The 18,616-nt window shown below is 61.9% G+C and carries 20 protein-coding genes; 12 read left to right on the top strand and 8 right to left on the bottom strand.

Annotation, left to right across the window (positions count from 1 at the left end; translation table 11 throughout):
- Positions 1–150 precede the first annotated feature (150 nt).
- Positions 151–564 (top strand): secondary thiamine-phosphate synthase enzyme YjbQ, encoded by a 414-nt coding sequence (locus tag FGW20_RS06660; protein ID WP_301677306.1) that lies wholly within the window; start codon positions 151–153, stop codon positions 562–564.
- 115 nt (positions 565–679) lie between these two features.
- Here the strand turns inward: FGW20_RS06660 and FGW20_RS06655 are convergent, their stop codons facing one another.
- On the bottom strand, positions 680–943 hold the full coding sequence (locus FGW20_RS06655) for a stationary phase-response protein (protein ID WP_301677305.1): 264 nt from the start codon (positions 941–943) through the stop codon (positions 680–682).
- A gap of 66 nt (positions 944–1,009) precedes the next feature.
- Between FGW20_RS06655 and FGW20_RS06650 the strand changes: the two genes are divergently transcribed.
- The gene (locus FGW20_RS06650) at positions 1,010–1,384 is read left to right on the top strand and encodes an Sjogren's syndrome/scleroderma autoantigen 1 family protein (protein WP_301677304.1); all 375 of its coding nucleotides are present in this window, start codon (positions 1,010–1,012) and stop codon (positions 1,382–1,384) included.
- Here the strand turns inward: FGW20_RS06650 and FGW20_RS06645 are convergent.
- Both FGW20_RS06645 and glyS read right to left on the bottom strand, forming a co-directional pair.
- The gene (locus FGW20_RS06645) at positions 1,375–3,636 is read right to left on the bottom strand and encodes a DEAD/DEAH box helicase (protein WP_301677303.1); all 2,262 of its coding nucleotides are present in this window, start codon (positions 3,634–3,636) and stop codon (positions 1,375–1,377) included. The genes FGW20_RS06650 and FGW20_RS06645 overlap by 10 nt on opposite strands.
- Positions 3,633–5,363, bottom strand: coding sequence for a glycine--tRNA ligase (gene glyS, locus FGW20_RS06640; RefSeq protein WP_301677302.1), 1,731 nt, complete (start codon positions 5,361–5,363; stop codon positions 3,633–3,635). Before glyS ends, FGW20_RS06645 begins: the two co-directional genes overlap by 4 nt.
- A 308-nt stretch (positions 5,364–5,671) precedes the next feature.
- Between glyS and FGW20_RS06635 the strand changes: the two genes are divergently transcribed.
- The 7 genes from FGW20_RS06635 to FGW20_RS06605 all read left to right on the top strand — a co-directional run bounded on the left by FGW20_RS06635 (position 5,672) and on the right by FGW20_RS06605 (position 12,334).
- Positions 5,672–6,280 carry a helix-turn-helix domain-containing protein gene (locus FGW20_RS06635; RefSeq protein ID WP_301677301.1) on the top strand — a complete coding sequence of 203 codons (609 nt, stop codon included), beginning with the start codon at positions 5,672–5,674 and terminating at the stop codon, positions 6,278–6,280.
- 63 nt (positions 6,281–6,343) lie between these two features.
- The gene (locus FGW20_RS06630; RefSeq protein ID WP_301677300.1) at positions 6,344–7,018 is read left to right on the top strand and encodes a metal-dependent hydrolase; all 675 of its coding nucleotides are present in this window, start codon (positions 6,344–6,346) and stop codon (positions 7,016–7,018) included.
- A gap of 844 nt (positions 7,019–7,862) precedes the next feature.
- Complete coding sequence (locus tag FGW20_RS06625) at positions 7,863–8,825, top strand: sulfurtransferase (RefSeq protein ID WP_301677299.1); 963 nt, start codon at positions 7,863–7,865, stop codon at positions 8,823–8,825.
- Between the two features lie 447 nt (positions 8,826–9,272).
- Positions 9,273–9,554 carry a hypothetical protein gene (locus FGW20_RS06620; RefSeq protein ID WP_301677298.1) on the top strand — a complete coding sequence of 94 codons (282 nt, stop codon included), beginning with the start codon at positions 9,273–9,275 and terminating at the stop codon, positions 9,552–9,554.
- The gene (locus FGW20_RS06615) at positions 9,551–10,525 is read left to right on the top strand and encodes a TIGR00341 family protein (RefSeq protein WP_301677297.1); all 975 of its coding nucleotides are present in this window, start codon (positions 9,551–9,553) and stop codon (positions 10,523–10,525) included. The genes FGW20_RS06620 and FGW20_RS06615 overlap by 4 nt, the downstream gene beginning before the upstream one ends.
- Positions 10,526–10,676: 151 nt before the next feature.
- Positions 10,677–11,684, top strand: coding sequence for a phosphate uptake regulator PhoU (locus FGW20_RS06610; RefSeq protein ID WP_301677296.1), 1,008 nt, complete (start codon positions 10,677–10,679; stop codon positions 11,682–11,684).
- 80 nt (positions 11,685–11,764) lie between these two features.
- The gene (locus FGW20_RS06605) at positions 11,765–12,334 is read left to right on the top strand and encodes an SLC13 family permease (protein ID WP_301677295.1); all 570 of its coding nucleotides are present in this window, start codon (positions 11,765–11,767) and stop codon (positions 12,332–12,334) included.
- A gap of 7 nt (positions 12,335–12,341) precedes the next feature.
- Here the strand turns inward: FGW20_RS06605 and FGW20_RS06600 are convergent, their stop codons facing one another.
- Positions 12,342–13,211 (bottom strand): Clp1/GlmU family protein, encoded by an 870-nt coding sequence (locus tag FGW20_RS06600; RefSeq protein WP_301677294.1) that lies wholly within the window; start codon positions 13,209–13,211, stop codon positions 12,342–12,344.
- A gap of 125 nt (positions 13,212–13,336) precedes the next feature.
- Here FGW20_RS06600 and FGW20_RS06595 point away from each other — a divergent pair, with 125 nt between their 5' ends.
- On the top strand, positions 13,337–13,858 hold the full coding sequence (locus FGW20_RS06595) for a hypothetical protein (RefSeq protein ID WP_301677293.1): 522 nt from the start codon (positions 13,337–13,339) through the stop codon (positions 13,856–13,858).
- A gap of 105 nt (positions 13,859–13,963) precedes the next feature.
- On the opposite strand, the gene FGW20_RS06590 is transcribed toward FGW20_RS06595, so the two are convergent.
- Together FGW20_RS06590 and FGW20_RS06585 are read right to left on the bottom strand one after the other, a co-directional pair.
- Positions 13,964–14,158, bottom strand: a complete 195-nt coding sequence (locus tag FGW20_RS06590; protein WP_301677292.1) for a hypothetical protein — start codon at positions 14,156–14,158, stop codon at positions 13,964–13,966.
- A 90-nt stretch (positions 14,159–14,248) separates the two neighbouring features.
- Positions 14,249–14,725 carry a pyridoxamine 5'-phosphate oxidase family protein gene (locus FGW20_RS06585; protein WP_301677291.1) on the bottom strand — a complete coding sequence of 159 codons (477 nt, stop codon included), beginning with the start codon at positions 14,723–14,725 and terminating at the stop codon, positions 14,249–14,251.
- Between the two features lie 373 nt (positions 14,726–15,098).
- On the opposite strand from FGW20_RS06585, the gene FGW20_RS06580 reads away from it, so the two are divergent.
- Positions 15,099–16,412 carry a hypothetical protein gene (locus FGW20_RS06580; protein ID WP_301677290.1) on the top strand — a complete coding sequence of 438 codons (1,314 nt, stop codon included), beginning with the start codon at positions 15,099–15,101 and terminating at the stop codon, positions 16,410–16,412.
- A gap of 27 nt (positions 16,413–16,439) precedes the next feature.
- On the opposite strand, the gene FGW20_RS06575 is transcribed toward FGW20_RS06580, so the two are convergent.
- The gene (locus FGW20_RS06575) at positions 16,440–16,937 is read right to left on the bottom strand and encodes a metallophosphoesterase (RefSeq protein WP_301677289.1); all 498 of its coding nucleotides are present in this window, start codon (positions 16,935–16,937) and stop codon (positions 16,440–16,442) included.
- A gap of 193 nt (positions 16,938–17,130) precedes the next feature.
- Between FGW20_RS06575 and FGW20_RS06570 the strand changes: the two genes are divergently transcribed.
- Complete coding sequence (locus FGW20_RS06570) at positions 17,131–17,364, top strand: hypothetical protein (protein WP_301677288.1); 234 nt, start codon at positions 17,131–17,133, stop codon at positions 17,362–17,364.
- 27 nt (positions 17,365–17,391) lie between these two features.
- On the opposite strand, the gene FGW20_RS06565 is transcribed toward FGW20_RS06570, so the two are convergent.
- A complete protein-coding gene (locus tag FGW20_RS06565; protein ID WP_301677287.1) occupies positions 17,392–18,615 on the bottom strand; it encodes a GNAT family N-acetyltransferase in 1,224 nt (407 codons plus the stop codon).
- Between the last annotated feature and the right edge of the window lies 1 nt (position 18,616).

The following is an 18,616-nucleotide window of genomic DNA, read 5'->3' as shown; positions in this document are numbered from 1 at the left end:
GCGGTGCTCATGCTCCGGCCCCATGACCCGTCGCACTCCGCACCGGGAACCGTCCCCGTAACGTGCCGGATCTGGCACGCCGTACCACCATCTTTTCCGCGGGTTTTATCCGGCCGGAGGACAACAGGACGTTCGGATGAGGTGTCTGTGATGTTTCGTACGACGATAAAAGTAGATACGCACGGCGAGGGGGAGATTGTCGACCTCACGCCCAGGGTGGCGCAGGCAGTCACCGAGAGCGGTGTTCGGGAAGGGCTCGCAAACGTCTTCGTCGCGGGCTCGACCGCCGCCGTCACCACCATTGAGTACGAGCCGGGCGTGCTCTCCGATCTCTCCCGGGCGCTCTCGGTCATCGCCCCGGCCGATATCCCCTACGCCCACGATGCGGCGTGGGGCGACGGCAACGGCCGCTCCCACGTCAGGGCAGCGATCGTCGGCCCGTCGCTCACCGTCCCGGTCATCGGCGGTGCGCTCGCGTGCGGCACCTGGCAACAGATCGTCCTCCTGGAACTCGACGTGCGGTCGAGACGCGAGCGGACGGTCTACGTCACTGTCACGGGCTGAGGTACACGGCCCGATTACCGCAAGACGGGCAAAAGGGGTACAGTGTTGCCGGCAACCCGGATAGTATCGCCCTGCTTCCGGCCTTCACCGGAATCGCTCGGGAAGAATGAGTGATTTAGTCAAGAGGTACCGTTTCGAGTTGAGATACCAGTTCCCAGATGCGAGTCCGCGCGTGGACCGGCATGTTCGGATCGTTGCTGATCTCGTCGATCATAGAGATTGCGGTTGCGGCGCGAAGACCAATGCTCCTGGAGTCATCCTGGAGAATCGATTTGGTCGAGTCTGCGACGCGCCGGATATTTCTTGGAATGGTGGAATCCTCACTGATATTCTGCAGCATCTGGATGCAGATCCGTATTGTTTCGTCTGGACTTGCCATTAGAATTACCCCTCTATTATTAATGGCATCCAGACATATATAAGTTCATTAAGGGAGTTCAACAAAATGACGGCTGATCAGGCTGACGAAGTCATGGCCGAGTATCTCCTTAAGGGAGGAAAAATGCTCGCTAAATCCTGTAAGGTCTGCGGTTACCCCCTCTTTGAGTATAAGGGGGAGACACAGTGCGTCGTCTGCCCGCTTGCTGCTTCAGAAGAACCTCTTCCCGAACCGGAGCCGCCTGCACCGGCCCCGGAAACCGGACAGCCACCGGCACCGGCCGCACGGGAGCCGCAGGGCGAGGCTGCCGTGGAGATCGAGCGGACGATCGTCCACCTCTGCGAACGGATCAGGGGAGAACAGAGGCCCGACGAGTGCCTGACCCTGATGAAGGCGGTCGAGCGGGGCGCCAGAGCCCTCGCGAGACTGGGTCAGCGGTAAGGCCTGCGGGCGAGATCCCATATCGCACGGGCGGTTTTTTCCCCGATCCCGTGCACCGCCGCCAGTTCCTCCGGTTCGGCATCGATGATCGCCTTGAGCGAGCCGAAGTGTTCGAGGAGGAGACGGGCGCTCTTTAGACCGACGTTCGGGAACGCAGCAAGCGCGTACTCCTGCTCTTCACGAACCGAGCGGTAAGACTTCTTCGGGTGCACCTTCCGCTCTCCCCGCTCGCTCCCCTCCCGCTGTGCAAGCACATAAAGTGTCTCGGCGGTGTCGTCCGCATCCCGTGTGCGTATCAGCGCGACACCCATATCGACCGTGATGGCCGCAAGCGTGCCCCGGATAGCGTTCGGGTGGATGTTTCGCACCGTATAGAGGTCGCCCTCTCCTTCGATGATCAGGACGGGACGCGGCACCGCGTCGGCCATCGCCTTGATCTGCCCGAAGAGGTCGCGCTCGACGAGGGTGTTCATGAAGTCCTGCACGGTCTTGCGCTCCACGAGGATGCGGTCGCCGATGGCGTAGTCGCCGACCTCGAGACGCTCCAGCGCGATCGATGCCCCGAGTTCGTGCAGGCGTCCGACGACCCGCGACGACGTCTCTCGGTCGTCGATGGTGATTGCCGGCCCAGCCGGAGCAAACGAGAGGATGTCCGCCTGCCTGGTTGCGGACGAGACGGCCGGGGCAGGTGCGGGAGCGGGTGGGGGAGCGGGTGCGGTGCTCATCCCCTTGATCTCCGTCACCATCGCCCGCTCCCGGCTCTGGCTCACGTACCGGAACGCTTCATCGGACGTGCCTTTCGTCACCAGCACGACGATCGTGCCGCTGCCGCTTCTCCCGGTTCGACCTTTCCGCTGGATGCTCCGGATCTCTGAGGGGACGGCCTCATAAAAGATCACCATGTCCGTCGAGGGGACGTCGAGCCCTTCCTCGCCCACAGAGGTCGCGACCAGGCACCTGAACTCGCCCTCCCGGAACCGGGCGAGGCTCGCGATCTGCTCCTTCTGCGAGAGCCCCCGCTCTGCGTCCCGGGACGCCTGGCCGACGAACCGCTCGCAGGCGATGCCGGCAGCGGTGAGCGTATCCACGAGCGTCTGGACGGTGTCGCGGTACGTGGCGAAGACGATGATCCGGCTCTCGGGGTGCGCTGCAAGCTGCGCCCGCACCAGTTCGCGGACGATTGAAGCCTTGGGGTGCAGTTCCTCCTTCCAGCCGCCGGCGGCCTCGATGAGGTTTTTGTAGGCGGGGTCGGCGACGAGGCGCTTGCTCGCCTTGCTCCCTGCGCTCGAGACTCCTTCCGCACCGAGCCGGGCGAGGTAGTGCTTGAGCGCCTCGCTCCCTTGCGTCTCGGCAAGCGATATGGCATGCCGGAGCTTCATGCACTCGGCGTGCAGGGACGCCGCGATGAACGCCGATGGATCGCGTGTCCGTATACGCTGCTGGATCTGGGCGTTCAAGGCGTTGAGCGCCTTCATCGAGAGTTTGTCCGGTTTCGGGACGCGGAAGTTGAGTTTCGCGAGCCGGCCAAGACGCGACTCCACGAGCCCCCGAAGGACGACGAGCGCCGCCTGCAGCTCTTCGGGCAGGTAGACGTCGACGTACTGGATGTCGCGTTCGTGGATGTAGGGCCGGACATCTTCGTCGGTCTCCACCCGGGTCTCGACCGCCTCGATATGCAGGTTGTCGCAGACCTCCTGCACCTTCGCCGGATCCCCGCCGGGCGAGGCGGTCATCGCGAGCAGCAGGGGGTCTTTAGCCGCGGTGCAGTAGTGCCCGGCGAGGAAGACGTAGGCGTAGTTCCCCACCGCCCGGTGGCACTCGTCCACGACCAGCAGTACGACATCGGCGAGGCTGTACCTCCCTGCAAGACAGTCGTTCTTGATCACCTGCGGGGTGGCGAAACAGACCCGGCACGCCTCCCAGGCCCGCGTCCGCTCCGCCGGGGAGGTGTCGCCGGTGAACATGGCAAAATCGGGCTCATCCGGCTCGGAACCGTTCTGGATGAGCAGGAACTGTTTGAAGAAACGGAGGTGCTGCTCGACCAGGGGCTTTGTGGGCGCAAGCACGAGCACTCTCCCCCGGTGAGAATAGAGGCGGGACGCCGCGACGATGAGCGCGACGGCCGTCTTCCCGAGCCCCGTCGGGAGGACGACCATCGTGTTCCCATCAAGCGCCCTGAGCGCGATGGAGAGTTGATACCGCCGTTCTTCGATGCTTTCTGGCCGGATCAGCGGGTGGGAGACGTAGTTCATACCCTGATTTCACGCAGCGTGGTGGCTCCGGAGATGAGTGCGGAGAGAAGCTCGGGCAGGCGCTCGATCGGTACGCGAACCTGTTCCATGCTGTCGCGGTCTCTCACGGTCACGGTGTTGTCCTCGAGCGTGTCGTAGTCGACGGTGACGGCAAAGGGCGTCCCGACCTCGTCCTGTCTCCGGTAACGCCTGCCGATGGCGCCTGAGTCGTCGTACTGGGCGAGGATGCGGCACTGCGTGAGCCTCTCCGTGATCGTCCGCGCGATCCTGTCGAGACCGTCGCGGTTCATCAGCGGGAAGACGGCGACCTGAATCGGCGCGACCGCCGCCGGGAGCCGGAGCACTCTCCGGATCTCGCCTTCGACCTCTTCCTCGGCGTAGCTGTGCTCGAGAGCGACGTAGATCATCCGGTCAATGCCGTACGATGGCTCGATGACGTGGGGCATCACCTCTTCGCCGCGGACTTCGATCTCCTCCTCGCGGACCTGGTAGAGATCGGCGGGGATGAAGAACTCTTCGCCGTCGACGGTGACCAGCGCACCGTCCTCCCCCGGCTCGGATGCGGCGAGAGCATCCGCGATCGCCTTCGCCTTGCCGCGGTACCGCGGTCCGAGCACACCCATATCGGCCACAATCCGTCGTTTCACGACCTGTTTCGGCTCGTCGTAGGGTATGAAGACCGTCATCGAGGTGCCGGAGTGCTCCGCGTGCGAGCGCAGATCGTAGTTGGTGCGGTCGGCGATGCCGACGATCTCCACCCACCCGAACCGGCCGGAGTAGACCTCGGCGTCCCAGCAGTCGGCCGCGTAATGCGCCCGCTCGTCGGTCAGGTGCTGACGGAACCGGAGTTTTGCCGGGTCGACACCGATAGCGGTCAGGATCCGGTGCGTCAGCGCGATGTAGTAGGCGACGTACTCGTTCGCAATCACCCCCTCGTCCACGGCTGCGCGCATCGTCATTGCGGCCGGCTTCTGGCCGTCGAGCTGCCGCGCAATGGTGAGGAGGGGGGCCGTGTAGTCCGCGTAGCGGTGGAAGGCAGGATGGTCTTTCTGCTCAGGGTGGACGAAGATCTCGGCTTCCGCCTGAGAGAACTCCCGTAGCCGGATCATGCCCTGGCGGGGGGAGATCTCGTTTCGGTAGGACTTCCCGATCTGAACAGCGCCGAAGGGGAGTTTGTCCCGGTAAAAGCGCAGGAGCCGGGAGAAGTCGGTGAAGATGCCCTGGGCGGTCTCGGGGCGCAGGTAGCCCTTCCGCTGTGAGCCCGGACCGATGGTCGTCTCAAACATCAAGTTGAACGCAAAGACGGCCGTTTCGCCCAGGGGTTCCTTGCACGACGGGCAGGGGAGTTCATAGAGCGCCGTCTGGAGCGCTTCCGCCGAGAGCGTGCCTGCGTTCTCGATGCCGTTCTCCTCTGCGATATGATCGGCGCGGAGGTACTCGCCGCAGTGCGGGCACTGCACCATCTTGTCGGCGAACTCTTTCACATGACCGGATGCGACGAAGATCGCTTCGTTTCCGACGGTGGGGCATTCGATCTCGTAGTAACCTTCCTGGAAGACGTAGAACGACCGCCATAGATTCTCAACGTTCCGCTTTAGCATCGCTCCGAGAGGGCCGTAATCGATGAATCCGGCAATCGACCCGTATAACTCGGATGAGGGCCAGACGAAACCTCGTCTTCTGGCTACTTCCATGATTTTCTCGTAAATATCGCTCGTCTCGGCCATAGTCTTGCAATACAGTTGAGCGCCGGTGCTAATAAAGAATAGTCCTCATCTCGCGCGGGATCACGATCCTTCGAGAAATGGACAAGTATGGGAAAGGTTCTTTTCACGGCGTGCGATACCCCGGAAGATACAGTTACATCCACTGAAACGATCCTTCTGTTTTGAGAGCGTATATGGTAAAGTTTAAATGATAGCAGTTGTAATGTAGGGAACGTTACGCCCCGACCCGGGGAAAATGTATATATATAGGGTCGTCATGGGTGACCCTCAGAACCAGACGGTGGAATACAGAACTGAGTGAGACGGACATGGCAGAAGATACCCGCAAGCAGCAGCTCCTCGAGCTGTTCACGACCATCACGAACAAGAAGACAATCGTCGAACCGATGAGAAAGGTTCATGGTACGCTCCGGGATCGCGACGCTGTGGAGCGCGAGATTGCCCTGATCATGCGGGAGATCCTCGATCGGGGGTATTTCAAGACCAAACTCGTCCCGCGGCAACTCGCGAAACTCGTGGCTGCGTACTACGATGGCAAGAACGACACCGAAATCGCGAGGGCGCTCGGCGATGAGAAGCTGAGCAAAACCGTGGCACGTGCCCGGGTCCGCCTCAAACTCTTCAGGGAGCTCGATTTCAAGATGCCGTTCGACCAGGCGGCGATGGGGGAACTTCTTGATTCGGGGAAGACCATGAAGGAGATCAGTGAGGAACTCGATATAAGCCCCTCGACGCTTCGTGAGTACCGCCACGTGCTCGAGCAGCAGAGAGACACCACTCTCGATCCGTTCCTGGAACGGATCAGGGATGTCATGGAGGACCGCGATCTCTCCGAACTGATGACGCGCGGCGTCGTGAACGACGGTCTTAGCGAAGCGATCGACATCACCGAAGCGATCGACATGGGGGAGTTCTGAACCCCTATCCATCCCCATAACCCACTGAACACTTTTTTAGTATTACGAATTGATCTCTTCTCCATGAGATTGACCTGGCTTGGCCACGCGTGTTTCTCGCTTGAGGGTTCGCGGACGATCCTCATCGACCCCTTCATCCCGGAGGGATCCCTTGAGGCGGAGCCCGATATCGTTGCCGTGACGCACGCCCACGCCGACCACCTGGGCATTGCCGCAGAACTCCGGAAGAAGACGGTCGCCATCAACGAGGTGGCGAAGTATCTGAAAACGAAGGGCGTTCCCACCGAACCGATGAACCTCGGCGGCACGATCACCGTCGACGGTGTCCGGTTCACGATGACGCCCGCACTTCACTCGTCGTGGCTGGAAGACGAGGGGGCGGGGTTCTACGGCGGTGTTGCCGCCGGATTCGTCATCGCGATGGACGGCGTCAGCGTCTACCACGCCGGCGACACGGCGCTCTTCTCCGACATGCAACTCATCCGCGACCTCTACCGGCCGGACGTAGCGCTTCTCCCCGTAGGCGGCTGCTACACGATGGGGCCAGAAGAGGCGATGATCGCGGCCCGGTATATCGGCGCGCCGCTCGTGATCCCCATGCACTACGATACGTTCCCTGTCATCCGGCAGAGCCTGGAGGACTTCAAGCGGACCATCGAGCGGACGATGTCGATCCGGGTCGCGCTGCTCTCGCCGGGGGAGAGCATCGAGATCGGCCCGGAAGGGGCCGAGGAGTGAGGGGGCCCATACCCAATTTTTATGGAAGGTTAACGCACATCTTCGATGCTTGACTCCTCCAGCCACGTTCTGGGCGTTTCAAGTCCCGTGCACGGTTTTCTAGGGACTGTACACTTTCGATGTTCATGCTCCGGCCCTTCGGTCAGTCACCTATCGCCACGCACTGCCCGCCCCCTTGGGGGCGGGAGGAGCGCGAAGCGCGGGAGGTGGGGGTTTTTGAGGAGAGGTTTGCGAGTGCCAATATAGGGAGGTGTTCGATAACTCAGGAAGGGCGACGGACAACTCTAGGAGTTTGAGAAAACCGAAAGTCTTCGAGTGGGGTTACAGATGTCGGCGTACTGGGCAGATACAGGGGAGGGGGGCATGCCCCCCTCCCCGTCAGCCCCTCCCCCAATGGCGATATCCAGTGGAAAGCCGTGTACAGGCTTTGCGACATCGTGAGGAAGAATCAGCCGTAAGGGGAACAGAATCAGCCATAAAGGAAACCTTCGCACACCCAAACCCCCACCCTTCGGCGCCTGTTGAACCAGCGCACCAGCCTCCAGGACTCACCGCTCTAGCAAATGTGCTCGCCGGAGCGCAATACTTCTCCTCACCAGACCCCGTCCCCTCGAAGAACTTCGTTCTTCTCGTCCTCCTGCCCCCGCACCTCACACCTTCGGTGCTCGAACTCCGTTCCCATGGAACGTCGTTCCTAACGGTGCTCCAACTCCGTTCCGGAGGAACGTCGCACCTTCGGCCAGTCGCACACCCAACCCCGCACAAAGATATATGTGCTCTCAAACCTGGAGTGACGCGGGCTCACCGGCCCCCGGTGAGAGTATCCAGCATGAGGTGAGGGAAAATGGAAGAGAAGATGTTTACTCCCGGCGGCATGGAGCGCCTGCAGGCCACGAGCGACCGGGAGAATATCCCGTATCCCCGTGGAGACGGGAAGGTCAAACTGGTGAACTCGGAGTGGGTGGATCGCCACCTGAACGATGAAAACCTGGTGATCGTCGACGTTCAACCGAACATACACGACTACATCCAGGAGCACGTCCCCGGTGCCGTCTACCTGACCGAAGGCGTCCTGCGGGTATCCAACCGCGGATTCCCGGGATCGTACAGCCCGAACGCCTGCCTGCAGGAGTCGTTCCGGCGCGCGGGTATCGAGGCCGACTCCCCGGTCGTCGTCTACACCGGGAAAGGCGCGTTCTCCGGCGCGGGCGACGGGCTCGGGCAGACGATGATGGCCTACACCCTGGCGAAATACGGTCACAACACCGTGTACATCCTCGACGGCGGGATTGACGCGTGGAAAAGCGAAGGGCGGGAACTCTCGCAGGACTACCCCGCGGTCGAGCCGTCCAGTTTCACCGTCGAGGTCCGGGACGACTACCCCATCGGGTACGAGGAGTTCGTGCGGATCAAAGACAACGACGACGTGGTCGTGCTCGACGCACGCCCGGCAAAGGTCTATGAAGGGAAGGGGCCCTGGCGGAAGGCCGGGCATATCCCCGGAGCCGTCAACCTGCCCTGGAAGAGTCTGATGCACGAGGCGAACCCGGCGCGGCTCAAGTCCAATGACGAACTCGACATGATCCTGGAAGAACATGGTGTCGACCGGAGCAAGACGGTCATCTGCTCGTGCGGAACCGGGAGGGAAGCCACGAACGAGTTTGTCCTCTTAAAGTGGCTCTACCTCTACCCGAACGTTCGGATCTACGAGGGATCATTCACCGAGTGGGTTACCTATCCGGACAACCCGGTCGTAGAAGGGCCGGAGCCCCGAGGAGCGAGAGTCGAGACGGCTCCCGCACGGTAATCCTTAAATGCCCGGGCAACCGGCCAAAACCTTTATTTTCTACATTTCCCAAACAGAAATTATTAAATATTAGACTGCACTAGATAGACCTAGAGAGATTTGGATCCACACAAGACACTTCCCCCCTTGACGTCGTCTTTTCGTGTATCCTCTTCTCTCTAAATGCGACGGGCCGCAGGGCCGGAGCTCGAGAAAACACGAAGTGTTTTCGAGTTGCGAGGTTCCGCAGGAACCGAGCAGGAGCACCATTAGGTGCGACGGGCCGGAGCACCGCAGGTGCGAAACCGCATTTCTTCAGGGATCATCGTCCACCGGGAGGCAGGTCTCCGCGACGCACCACCGCGTTCTGCCGGGGTAACATGTCATCAGGACGACCGGTGTCGGTTCGCCTCTTCTCCACTGCACGTCCAGGAAAAGTTAATCTCGTTCGCCGCTATTAGACTCTTCGTGGATAGTACTGTCGCCGGGATCGCTCCCGTGGACGATGACGAGCCCGGCGATCACACGATGGGGGACGCCTTGTCGACATTTCTCACCCTAGAATACCCGTATTGCTGCGTAGCGGAGCACTGCCTCCGTGCGCCTGCCGGCTGTTATGGTGCAGCACCCGCTTTTGCAGGATCGGCTCCCGGAGAGAGCCTCCGGCCGGGCACGCGGCAGGGAACAGACCGGGAGGCACAGATACTCACGCCCCACGGTGGAACTACCGGCGGCCGGGTGGAGACATGAAGAAGATCGTCGTTCACGTGCGGGAGGACGGGCACGAGAGGATAGAAGAGGTTCTCGAGGGGCTTCACTACACGGTATCGCTCGTTCAGGACATCTACGAGATCACCCTATACACGCCGGCCGAAAACCTCGACGAACTGATCGAGAAGATACAGGACGTACTCGATCTCCGGTACAACGAGAACATGATCGAGGTCTCACAACCCGAGTTCGTCATCTCGTCGCTCCTGAAGCGTGCCGAAAAAAAGGTCGAGGAGAAGGAAGAGAAGACGCCGGTCGAGAAGCTGGTCGATCAGGTCAAGGGTTACGGCGAACTCGATCTCGAAAAACTCGCGTTGACGTCCATCGCCGGACTGGTGGCCCTCTCCGGCCTCCTGCTCGACAACCCGACGATCATCATCGGGGCGATGCTCCTCTCCCCGATCATGGGCCCGATCTACGGGTTCTCCGTCTATGCCGGCCTCGGGGATATCCAGAACGCCACGCGATGCCTTGGCGTGCTCGCGACGCTGCTCCTGGGCGTCTTCATCCTCTCCGCCGTCGCCAGCTTCTTGATCAACATCGCCATACCGCTCACGATGACCGAAGCGATCGCCACGCGCCTCGTGTTGAACCCCATCTACAGCCTGATGGCGGTCTTCCTTGGTTTCGCGGCGGCGGTGGCGTTCAGCAAGGGTACGGCGGAGGTCATCGCCGGCGTCGCCATCGCCGCCGCCATCATACCGCCGACGGTGGTGGCCGGCCTTGTCCTGGTGCTCCAACCGATGAGTATCATCACTTCCGGGCTGCTGGTTGCCGGACAGATCGTCGGGCTGATAGCGGGCGCACTCGTCGCCGTGGTTCTGATGAAGATAGAACCCCGGGCCCCCCAGGACAAGGCCGTCGCACGGCGATACCGGATCGGGTCTATCGTAACGACCGCGATCCTTTTCGCCCTGCTCCTCTGGATCACGGCGCTCATGTGGGTGTAGCGGCGGAATTCCCCCGCCGACAACCGCGCGGCCGGGTGGTTCCGAAGGTTCCGAAAAAGACCATACCGGTATAGTTGTCCCCCGGAAATGCCGGTGACATATATAGCCCAGAGAATGCATATATCCTCCGGGCGCCAACGCCTACCAGCCCATGGAGATCAGAAAAGTCCAGATCACCGGCGGTTCGTCATACATCGTATCCCTGCCGAAACAGTGGATCAGGGCCGCGAACATCCAGAAGAACGATCCGGTGGGACTGGTCGTGCAGCCCGACGGATCGCTCCTGATCACCCCCAAGATCAGCGGCGAGTCGGCCCACCGGACCAGGGTCTTCGAGGTCGGGGCCGCGACCAACCGCACCTACCTGCTCCGCCTCCTCGTAGGGGCGTACATCGCCGGGTTCACGACCATCCGCCTTGAGTCGAAGGGAAGGCTGCCGCCGTTCATCCTGCAGCTCGTCAGGGAGTTCACGCAGATGGCGATCGGGCAGGAGGTGGTCGGCGAGACCGACACCTCGATAACGATCAAAGATCTCCTCAACCCCGCAGAGATGCCGTTTGAAAACACCATCAAACGGATGCACCTTCTCGCGCGGGGCATGCAGCAAGATGCGATGACCGCAATACGGGACCACGACGCGGCGCTTGCGAGCGACATCATCGCGCGGGATACTGAGGTCGACCGGCTGCACTGGCTCGTCGCACGGCAAGACAATCTCATCGTGAGCGACGCCACACTCGCGCGCCGGATGGACATCCCGGTAGCCCAGGCGGCATACTGCTTTCAGGTGAGCAGGATCATCGAGCGGATTGCCGACCACGCCACCCGGGTCGCGCACAACGCTCTCCTCCTGATCGACCGGGATATCGAGGCGGCAACGCTCGACCCCATGGACGAGGCAAGCGCGCTTGCCCTGCAGATATTCTCGTGGAGCATGGAGGCGTTTCACACCGGAGACATCGAGAAGGCGAACATGACGCTTCAGAGGGTGCGCGACCTTGAGGAGATGACCCGCGATATCAATACCCGGGCGCTCCGGTTCGAGGCGGTGACGGCGATCCCGACGGGGCAGATTGCAGACAGTATCCGGCGGATCGGGGAATACTCCGGCGACATCTGTGAGAGCGTCATCAACTATACCGTCGGACGAGAGGCCTGAAGGCCACTCGGCCCCGGCAGAGCCTTTTTTCGGGTAGAGAGAAACCAACGATAGCGCGCAAGTTCTTCACCGGCGATACCATGGGCACACTCATCCCGCTCGTCGTTCTCGTCATCGTCTTCCTCCTGATCGCGGTCAGAGAGGTAGGGAACGTCGACTTCCGTATCTGGCAGGTGGTGCTCCTCGGCGCCGTGGCCGTCCTCGTGACGGGATCGATCGCACCGCTCGACGCGCTCGCGTCGATCAACCTCGACGTGATGCTCTTCATCCTCATGGCGAGCGTCTGGCAGTCGGGGCTCTTCCAGCCGCTCATAGAAGGGAGTTTACTCGATCTCGGCGCCGTCCCGGTCATCGTCGCAACCGGCGTCGTCGTCTCCCAGTTCATCTCGAACGTCCCCTTCGTCGCCCTCTTCCTCCCGGCCATCTCCCGTCTCGGGACGTCCACCGTCGGGTTGATGGCGCTTGCGGCCGGCAGCACCATCGCCGGGAACATGCTGATCCTCGGCGCCGCCAGCAACGTCATCGTCATCCAGGGTGCGGAGAAGGAAGGCGAGACACTGACATTCGCCGAGTTTGCGCGGGTCGGTATCCCGCTCACCCTCGCCCAGGCGGTGGTCTACATACTCTGGCTCTCGCTCATCCCGGCGTGAGAAGGACTCAGCACCGGAACGATTCCATCGACCCCGGGACCGCCCCGAGATCCAGGGAGATCGAGCCGAACCTGACCGACGCGACGGCGGCCGGGTCGAAGGGCGGGGCGACGACCTCGAGCCGCCTTCCGGGATGAAGGTCCTCGACGATGCCGAGAGCGATGACGAAGTTCTCGGGGTCGTTGAGGGAAACCAGCTGGCCACCGATCCCGCGGAGGTTCCTCATGTCGGGCACCCTGCCCTGGAGACCGAGCCCACGGAACGGGACATTCTGCAATTCTGCATCGGTAAAATAGGCCCTGAAACGTTCCTCGCGGTAACGCCGCCGACCGGCGGCAGGCCGGGCAACCATGGCAGGGGAGACAGCGATCCGGTGGATCACAGTCCCCGGGCGGCGAGAAAAGTTCGTGAGCAGCCGTTCGAGCTCCCGGCCGCGCTGGAGGGCGACGATCCGGGTGGGGCGGAGAAGGTCGATCATCTGCAACTGGAACTCGATGCCCACCCCGCCGGAGACGAGCCCGGGCGAGTCGATGACAATGACGCGGGCGGAGAGTTCTTCGGCCTTCTCAACGAGGCGCTTTGCTCCCGTGATGGTCTGGACGAAGTGGCCGCCCGGGGACGTCGAACCGACGAACCGGAGGAAAGTGGGACCGGAACAGAGGATCATCCCCTCGGTCGTCGGCGGGCCGATCCGGGACTGCCCGGTATCGCAGTCGACATACGCCGTCCTCGCCTTTGTCGCCGCCGTATCGACAAGATACCGGCAGAGTGTCGTCTTCCCGCTGTCCGTCGATCCGACGGCGTAGACGCGCTCCCCGGCATCCGAATCACGGAGCGCCGCGGCAAGGTCTTCCCATCCTTCCCCGATGCTGATCAAACCGATACGCCTCCCTGGAGGAACTGTTGCGCTTGAAAGTTATAGTGCTTGGCGCAACGCTCCCCACCCGGATACCGCACACCCCGGGGAGAGCTTTATCTAATGGGTACCCTTACCTGCAGGCCATGAACCGAACGGCAGCAACCCCCGAACCGGTGCCCGCAGCCCTCGGCAGGACGTTTCCCACCCTTATGGCAACGTCCCTCTCCGGCAGAGTCGTCACCCTCCCCGACGATGCAGGAGGCGACGTCTCACTCGTCGTCCTCGTCTTCCTCGAGTCCGCCGGGCCGATGGCGGAGTCCTGGAGCGGCCCCTTCATCGGAGCGTTCACCGAGAATCCCCGGGTGGCGACCTACCTCGCTCTAGTCGTCGGCGACAGCCTCATCGGGAGATCTCTTGCCGATAGCATCCGGCAGGGGCTCGCGGGCGGCACCCCTCCCGCGAAGCATGACCAGGTGCTGACCATTCCAGAGGATATCGAGCGGTGCCGGCGGGCCTACGGAATAGAAGACCCGTCGCTCGCCTACATCTACCTCCTGGATGGGCGTGGCATCATCCGCTGGATGGAGAAAGGAAACGCAACGCCGGAAGGCCTCGCCGCTCTGCTCGATACCGCCGGGGCAATGCTCGAACCGCTTCTCGCGTGACTCACGGCGGGGGACGGCGGGCAGGCAGGATAGCGGCAACGAAAGCAAGCACGGGGCCGATCACGCGCCGCGCCCAGATGACGAGGGCGAGGGGCCCGAGCATTGTCATGGTGATACGCTCCCCCTCCTCCATCCGGAACCAGTAGTGCCGCGCGGCGGGGTGTCGTAGATCACCCACGGCTTTGCAGGGTCTTCAACGACGAGCGCCGGGTCGGGTGACGACCCGCCCCGGGCGAAGAGCGGAACGTGAGCAAAGGCGGGCATCGTGACCAGCACCGCAATAAAAAGAACGGAGAGCATCAAACGGCATTTCGGAGCCATACCGTCCCGTGCCTTCCCGGCCCTAAGGGTTCCACGCCGCGGGCTCCTGCACGGGTTTCGTTAAAAAAATTAGAGATTCTTGAGAGCAACGATATCGGTCACGCCGGTAAGTTTCCAGATATTCGAACGCTCTTCGGAGGCGATCGCCTCGATCGGCTCCTCCGGCTTATGGCCGAGCGCCGCAAAGATGTTCCTGGAGAGGTTGTGCACTTTGATCATGTTCACGAACTTCTCCCTGATGATCTTCTTCTCGATTGCGTCCTCAAGCTGCACCAGGTACCCCTGCATCGTCACGAAGGTGTAGCAGGAGAGGTCGCCGGAATACTTCTCGATCTCGACGGAGACATACGGGTGCTGCCGGAAGAGGTCGTTCTTCCTGCCGTACTTGGTTGCCAGGAAGTAGAGAAACTTTCCGTCGAAGACGTACAGGAACGGGGCGATATACGGATATTTACCGCCCTGGAATGCGATACGGCTGAGAAACCCCTCCTCAATGAGCTTATCGTACTCCGCTTTATCCATATTCGGTATCTTCACGATCTCCATCAGGCTTCCTCTTAACCCGGTAACCCGCGAGAGTTCATATAAGTTTCCACAAGACGGCGCAACATCTCCAGCGAACATCAGACCGATACCCGGAATGTCCGTCTTAACGGCCGAAAACCCCTGGAATGCCTCTCCCGTAACCGGGATAATGCCCCCGTTTCCTGCAGGATTCCGCTGCACCATGAGCAGTTTGCGGGTCTTCTGCCGACTGTTCCGGATCACGGCCTCCGGCGAGCGGGTCCGTACTACCAGGTGTGCAGGCTGGCGGATGCCGCAGATGCGGCGGTATCGAAAACGGTTTTGCCAGAGAACCCTTTTTTTCAATATGGAAATATAATAATATTTATATTCATTAACTGAAAGAAAAATGCGCATGAGCAAGCACCACCAGAGCGCTCTGATTTTCCTTGGAATTGCCGTCTGCGCGGGATTCCTCCTCACCGTACCGGCCGCTGCCGGTTCCGGCCAGGGGCTCACGGTCCTGGAGACGGGAGAGATGTTGCCGTTCTCGCTCAAGGAACTTCCGGCGGCAAAGAACGGTTCGGAGCCATCCGGTGACCCTGCATTCCCGGACGAGAACGAGACCCACGATGCGGTTCCGGTGCTCCCTGAAGATGAGGCGGACCCTGACGAGCCCAGGGTAGCCCCCGACGAGGGGAACACCACCGGTGCAGCCTCCACCCCGACGGGTGCCGACGTCGAGACCGAGCCGGAAGCGCCTGTTGCCGGGCCCGACACCTACGACGACGAACGGCTGGCCGGACTGGTCGACACCGCCAGCATCCGCCTGATGAGGCTCTCGATGGAGCATGCCCACGCCCTCTATCTGCAGGACACAGAGGCAGCCGCCGTAGCGGCGGACGACCTGCATGCGTTCTCCGTCAGGCTGCTACGCGAGGTGCAGCCGCTCCAGGTCTCCCCGGAACGGCAGCCCTTCAAGGACGAGTTCGTCAGGTCGCTTGAGGCATACTCCGCAGCAAGCTCGAAACTTCTCAGTTCGACCGATGCCGACGAGGATGCCGTTCCGGCGGCCTTCAGTGACATGGCAACGGCGTCGGAGAACCTCGAGACGGTCAGCCGCGAGGCCGGCGAGATACACTCGGAGAGGGGCCGTGCATCCACGATGAGCACCGCCGTCTCTCTCGCAGCGCGGACACCCGACATCCCGGTCAGCACCGAACCGGTCGTGGTCGCACCGCCGGAGAAGGTTCTCCCGCTCATGGACCGCCACACCTACGATGATCCAGACGCCGAGAACATGGTCTCGCTGCTTGCCGAATCCACCCGAACCGCAACGGCATACCGGGAGGTTCCCGGCAATGAGTCGACGCCGACCGTCGAAGCAGGCGAAGGACGTACGTTCCTCCTCGTAGCCGTCAAGTCGACCAACCTCGGGCACAAGGGCGACTCCGACCTCTACACTATCGAGACACCTGCGAGGGACGCGTTCGTCCTCGAATACGGGGGAACCACGTTTGCGCCCCTGGATGTCCCGCCTTTCACCACGCTCGGGGAGTCGTTCGACAGAACGTCGCTTGAACGGTACGAATCGCTGAAGGGTTACCTCTACTTCAACGTCCCGGATACGTTCGAGGTCTCCGGGGCGACGCTCAGGGCAGATCTCGGGTATGCCGGCACTCCTGCCTGGAGACTCGACGAAGGATCCGACGACGCGGGAACGGTATAACCCGCACCGCCTCTTTTTCCCACTCCCTCATATGGAGAGTAGTTCCACGTTCCGGGTTCCCGTATCCAGCACCGCAACGGTCGGCCGCCCGGTCAGGTAACCGCAGGTCTCCCCGGGGTTGACAACCAGCGTCCCGCAGAGCGTGCGGACCTGCGCCTGATGAGTATGACCGTGAACCACGACGTCGAAGGCTTTCCGTCCGATGAGCGCCTGCAGGAGTTCGCGGTCATCGCCGTGAAGTAGCCCAATTGTCATGCCGCCCGCGGTGACGGCGGCAAACGTGCCCCGCAGGCTGAGCCGGTCGTGCTCGGCGAACCGTGCCGAAAGGAGGTGATGATCACCGTCGTTGTTTCCGAGGACGCCGATCATGGGTGGCTGCAGGTTTGCGAGCCGGGGAATGACAAACGGCGAGACGTAGTCCCCGGCGTGAAGCACCAGATCTACCCGTTCCCCGTTCAGCTGTTTTACGGCCGCGTCCACCATCTCGAGGCAGTCATGTGTGTCGGAGAGAATCCCGATGCGCATGTGTGCATCCTTGGGCACTGTCACGATATATATGGGTGTCCATCGTCGCGAGTGTCCGGGAGTCGCGCCTCCCTCGCACGATCAACCGGCACGCGCTTTGAGGTATATCGTCCCCCGGAAATCCGGAATACTCACATATTCTTAGACTTTCCGGGCAGGAAAGACATATATATAGCTACCATCTGACACTGCAATGGGAGCACGCTCCCGGGAGTATGCCGGGAGCACTGAAACAATGAATCTGCAGAGGTACGGTATGTGGGCGTATATCAAGCATTCTGACGGCAGAACAGAGGAACGGGAGTTTCCTGCAGGGGTATACATCGAGATCGGTGATGTCCTCGAAGATGGAGCGGTCGTCATCGATGTCCCGTATCCCGACGATATCGAAGATGATGCAGAATTCCCGGACTTCTACGACGGCTGAAACAGGCGAGCACAACGCACGGGGCCACTATCGCCGGAACCAGCCTGCGGCCCGGCGCATCGGCTGGACGTTCGCCCCCTCCATCTCGCCGAGAGCAAATGCGAATCTTGCCCGGATCGTCGGCGGGAGATCGCTCTCCGGTATCGATATGAATCCATACTCTCCGTAGAAGTCGACGAGGTTCCTGACCGAGTGCATGTACAGGGTGTCGTGCTGACACGCCTCGACGAGTGCGTCCATCGCCCGCCGGGCATACCCTCGGCCCCGGAACCTGGCCGGGGTGAAGACGCCGTCCACCTCGTAACCGTCCGGGTGCCGGCGGCACCGGGCGACGGAAACGAGAGTACCGTCCGCAAAGACTCCAAATATCCGATCTGTTCCGGGATCTGCCTTTAACTCGTGGTAATCGAGCCATATCTCTTCTGCGAGCCCGAACTCCTCGCTCCGCAGCTCCCGGGTCTCGATATCCAGGCGGATCGAGATCGCCAGCACCAGCACCGGCTGTTTTACACACCCTATAACGGCGCTCGTGACGCTCCCGAGCGGGGCGGCTCCCGCAGCATCACGTTTTCCTATGCGCGGAATGACAACAAGGGATACACCGATCTCGTCCGCCACGGTGCAGATGGTGCGTGCCGGATCCCCGACCCGTGCCAGCGGCTCGATATCTCGCCCGACGCCCGAAAGAACGTTCTTCAGGGCGGCGAGTTGGTCGCCGGCCTCCTGCTCGGCCTTCGCACGTCCGGGCTCGACGACGTGCAGGAGCACCGCCGGCCCGTCCCCGGCAGCGCCCTTGAGGAGCGAACGGACTTCGGGGGCCGGGTCTGCGAGGTCGGTCGGCACCAGCAGCCGTGAAAAGAGCGCCGACCCGTCTCCTGCCGACTGCGGCACGATCAGGACGTGCACCCGGGCATCCCGGAGCACGGTGGCCGCAACGTTTCCGGAGAAGAGGTTCCGGAGAAGCCCCTGGTCTCTGACTCCAATCGCGATCATATCAGCCCCCGCCTCTAGAGCGGTCCGGAGTATCCTCTCCGGGACACCGGTCCCGTCACCCTCCGTAACCACCACCTCGACGGGGAATCCCTGCCGCTGCACCAGTTCCTGCATCCGGCGGAGCGCATCCTCATCGGTGGGCGAGGAGCCTGCCGATCTTGGGGCGTGGAGGAGAACGACCTCGCGGACACCTGGAATCTCGCCGACCCGCTCCGCCATGGTGAAGGAGGCCTCGGAGAGGTCCGTCGGAATAAGCACC

Source organism: Methanoculleus methanifontis (assembly GCF_030464365.1).
GTDB classification, from domain to species: Archaea; Halobacteriota; Methanomicrobia; order Methanomicrobiales; family Methanoculleaceae; genus Methanoculleus; species Methanoculleus methanifontis.
The sequence above is the reverse complement of the archived record's forward strand: the minus strand, read 5'-3'. Positions and strand labels throughout refer to the sequence as shown.

Coding starts and splice junctions, on each gene's coding strand:
- FGW20_RS06570 (WP_301677288.1), top strand. CDS start 17,131: ATGGGAGCACGCTCCCGGGAGTATGCCGGGAGCACTGAAACAATGAAT.
- FGW20_RS06645 (WP_301677303.1), bottom strand. CDS start 3,636: ATGAACTACGTCTCCCACCCGCTGATCCGGCCAGAAAGCATCGAAGAA.
- FGW20_RS06590 (WP_301677292.1), bottom strand. CDS start 14,158: ATGCTCTCCGTTCTTTTTATTGCGGTGCTGGTCACGATGCCCGCCTTT.
- FGW20_RS06595 (WP_301677293.1), top strand. CDS start 13,337: ATGAACCGAACGGCAGCAACCCCCGAACCGGTGCCCGCAGCCCTCGGC.
- FGW20_RS06635 (WP_301677301.1), top strand. CDS start 5,672: ATGGCAGAAGATACCCGCAAGCAGCAGCTCCTCGAGCTGTTCACGACC.
- glyS (WP_301677302.1), bottom strand. CDS start 5,363: ATGGCCGAGACGAGCGATATTTACGAGAAAATCATGGAAGTAGCCAGA.
- FGW20_RS06610 (WP_301677296.1), top strand. CDS start 10,677: ATGGAGATCAGAAAAGTCCAGATCACCGGCGGTTCGTCATACATCGTA.
- FGW20_RS06605 (WP_301677295.1), top strand. CDS start 11,765: ATGGGCACACTCATCCCGCTCGTCGTTCTCGTCATCGTCTTCCTCCTG.
- FGW20_RS06650 (WP_301677304.1), top strand. CDS start 1,010: ATGACGGCTGATCAGGCTGACGAAGTCATGGCCGAGTATCTCCTTAAG.
- FGW20_RS06585 (WP_301677291.1), bottom strand. CDS start 14,725: ATGGAGATCGTGAAGATACCGAATATGGATAAAGCGGAGTACGATAAG.
- FGW20_RS06615 (WP_301677297.1), top strand. CDS start 9,551: ATGAAGAAGATCGTCGTTCACGTGCGGGAGGACGGGCACGAGAGGATA.
- FGW20_RS06625 (WP_301677299.1), top strand. CDS start 7,863: ATGGAAGAGAAGATGTTTACTCCCGGCGGCATGGAGCGCCTGCAGGCC.
- FGW20_RS06575 (WP_301677289.1), bottom strand. CDS start 16,937: ATGCGCATCGGGATTCTCTCCGACACACATGACTGCCTCGAGATGGTG.
- FGW20_RS06660 (WP_301677306.1), top strand. CDS start 151: ATGTTTCGTACGACGATAAAAGTAGATACGCACGGCGAGGGGGAGATT.
- FGW20_RS06655 (WP_301677305.1), bottom strand. CDS start 943: ATGGCAAGTCCAGACGAAACAATACGGATCTGCATCCAGATGCTGCAG.
- FGW20_RS06630 (WP_301677300.1), top strand. CDS start 6,344: ATGAGATTGACCTGGCTTGGCCACGCGTGTTTCTCGCTTGAGGGTTCG.
- FGW20_RS06580 (WP_301677290.1), top strand. CDS start 15,099: ATGAGCAAGCACCACCAGAGCGCTCTGATTTTCCTTGGAATTGCCGTC.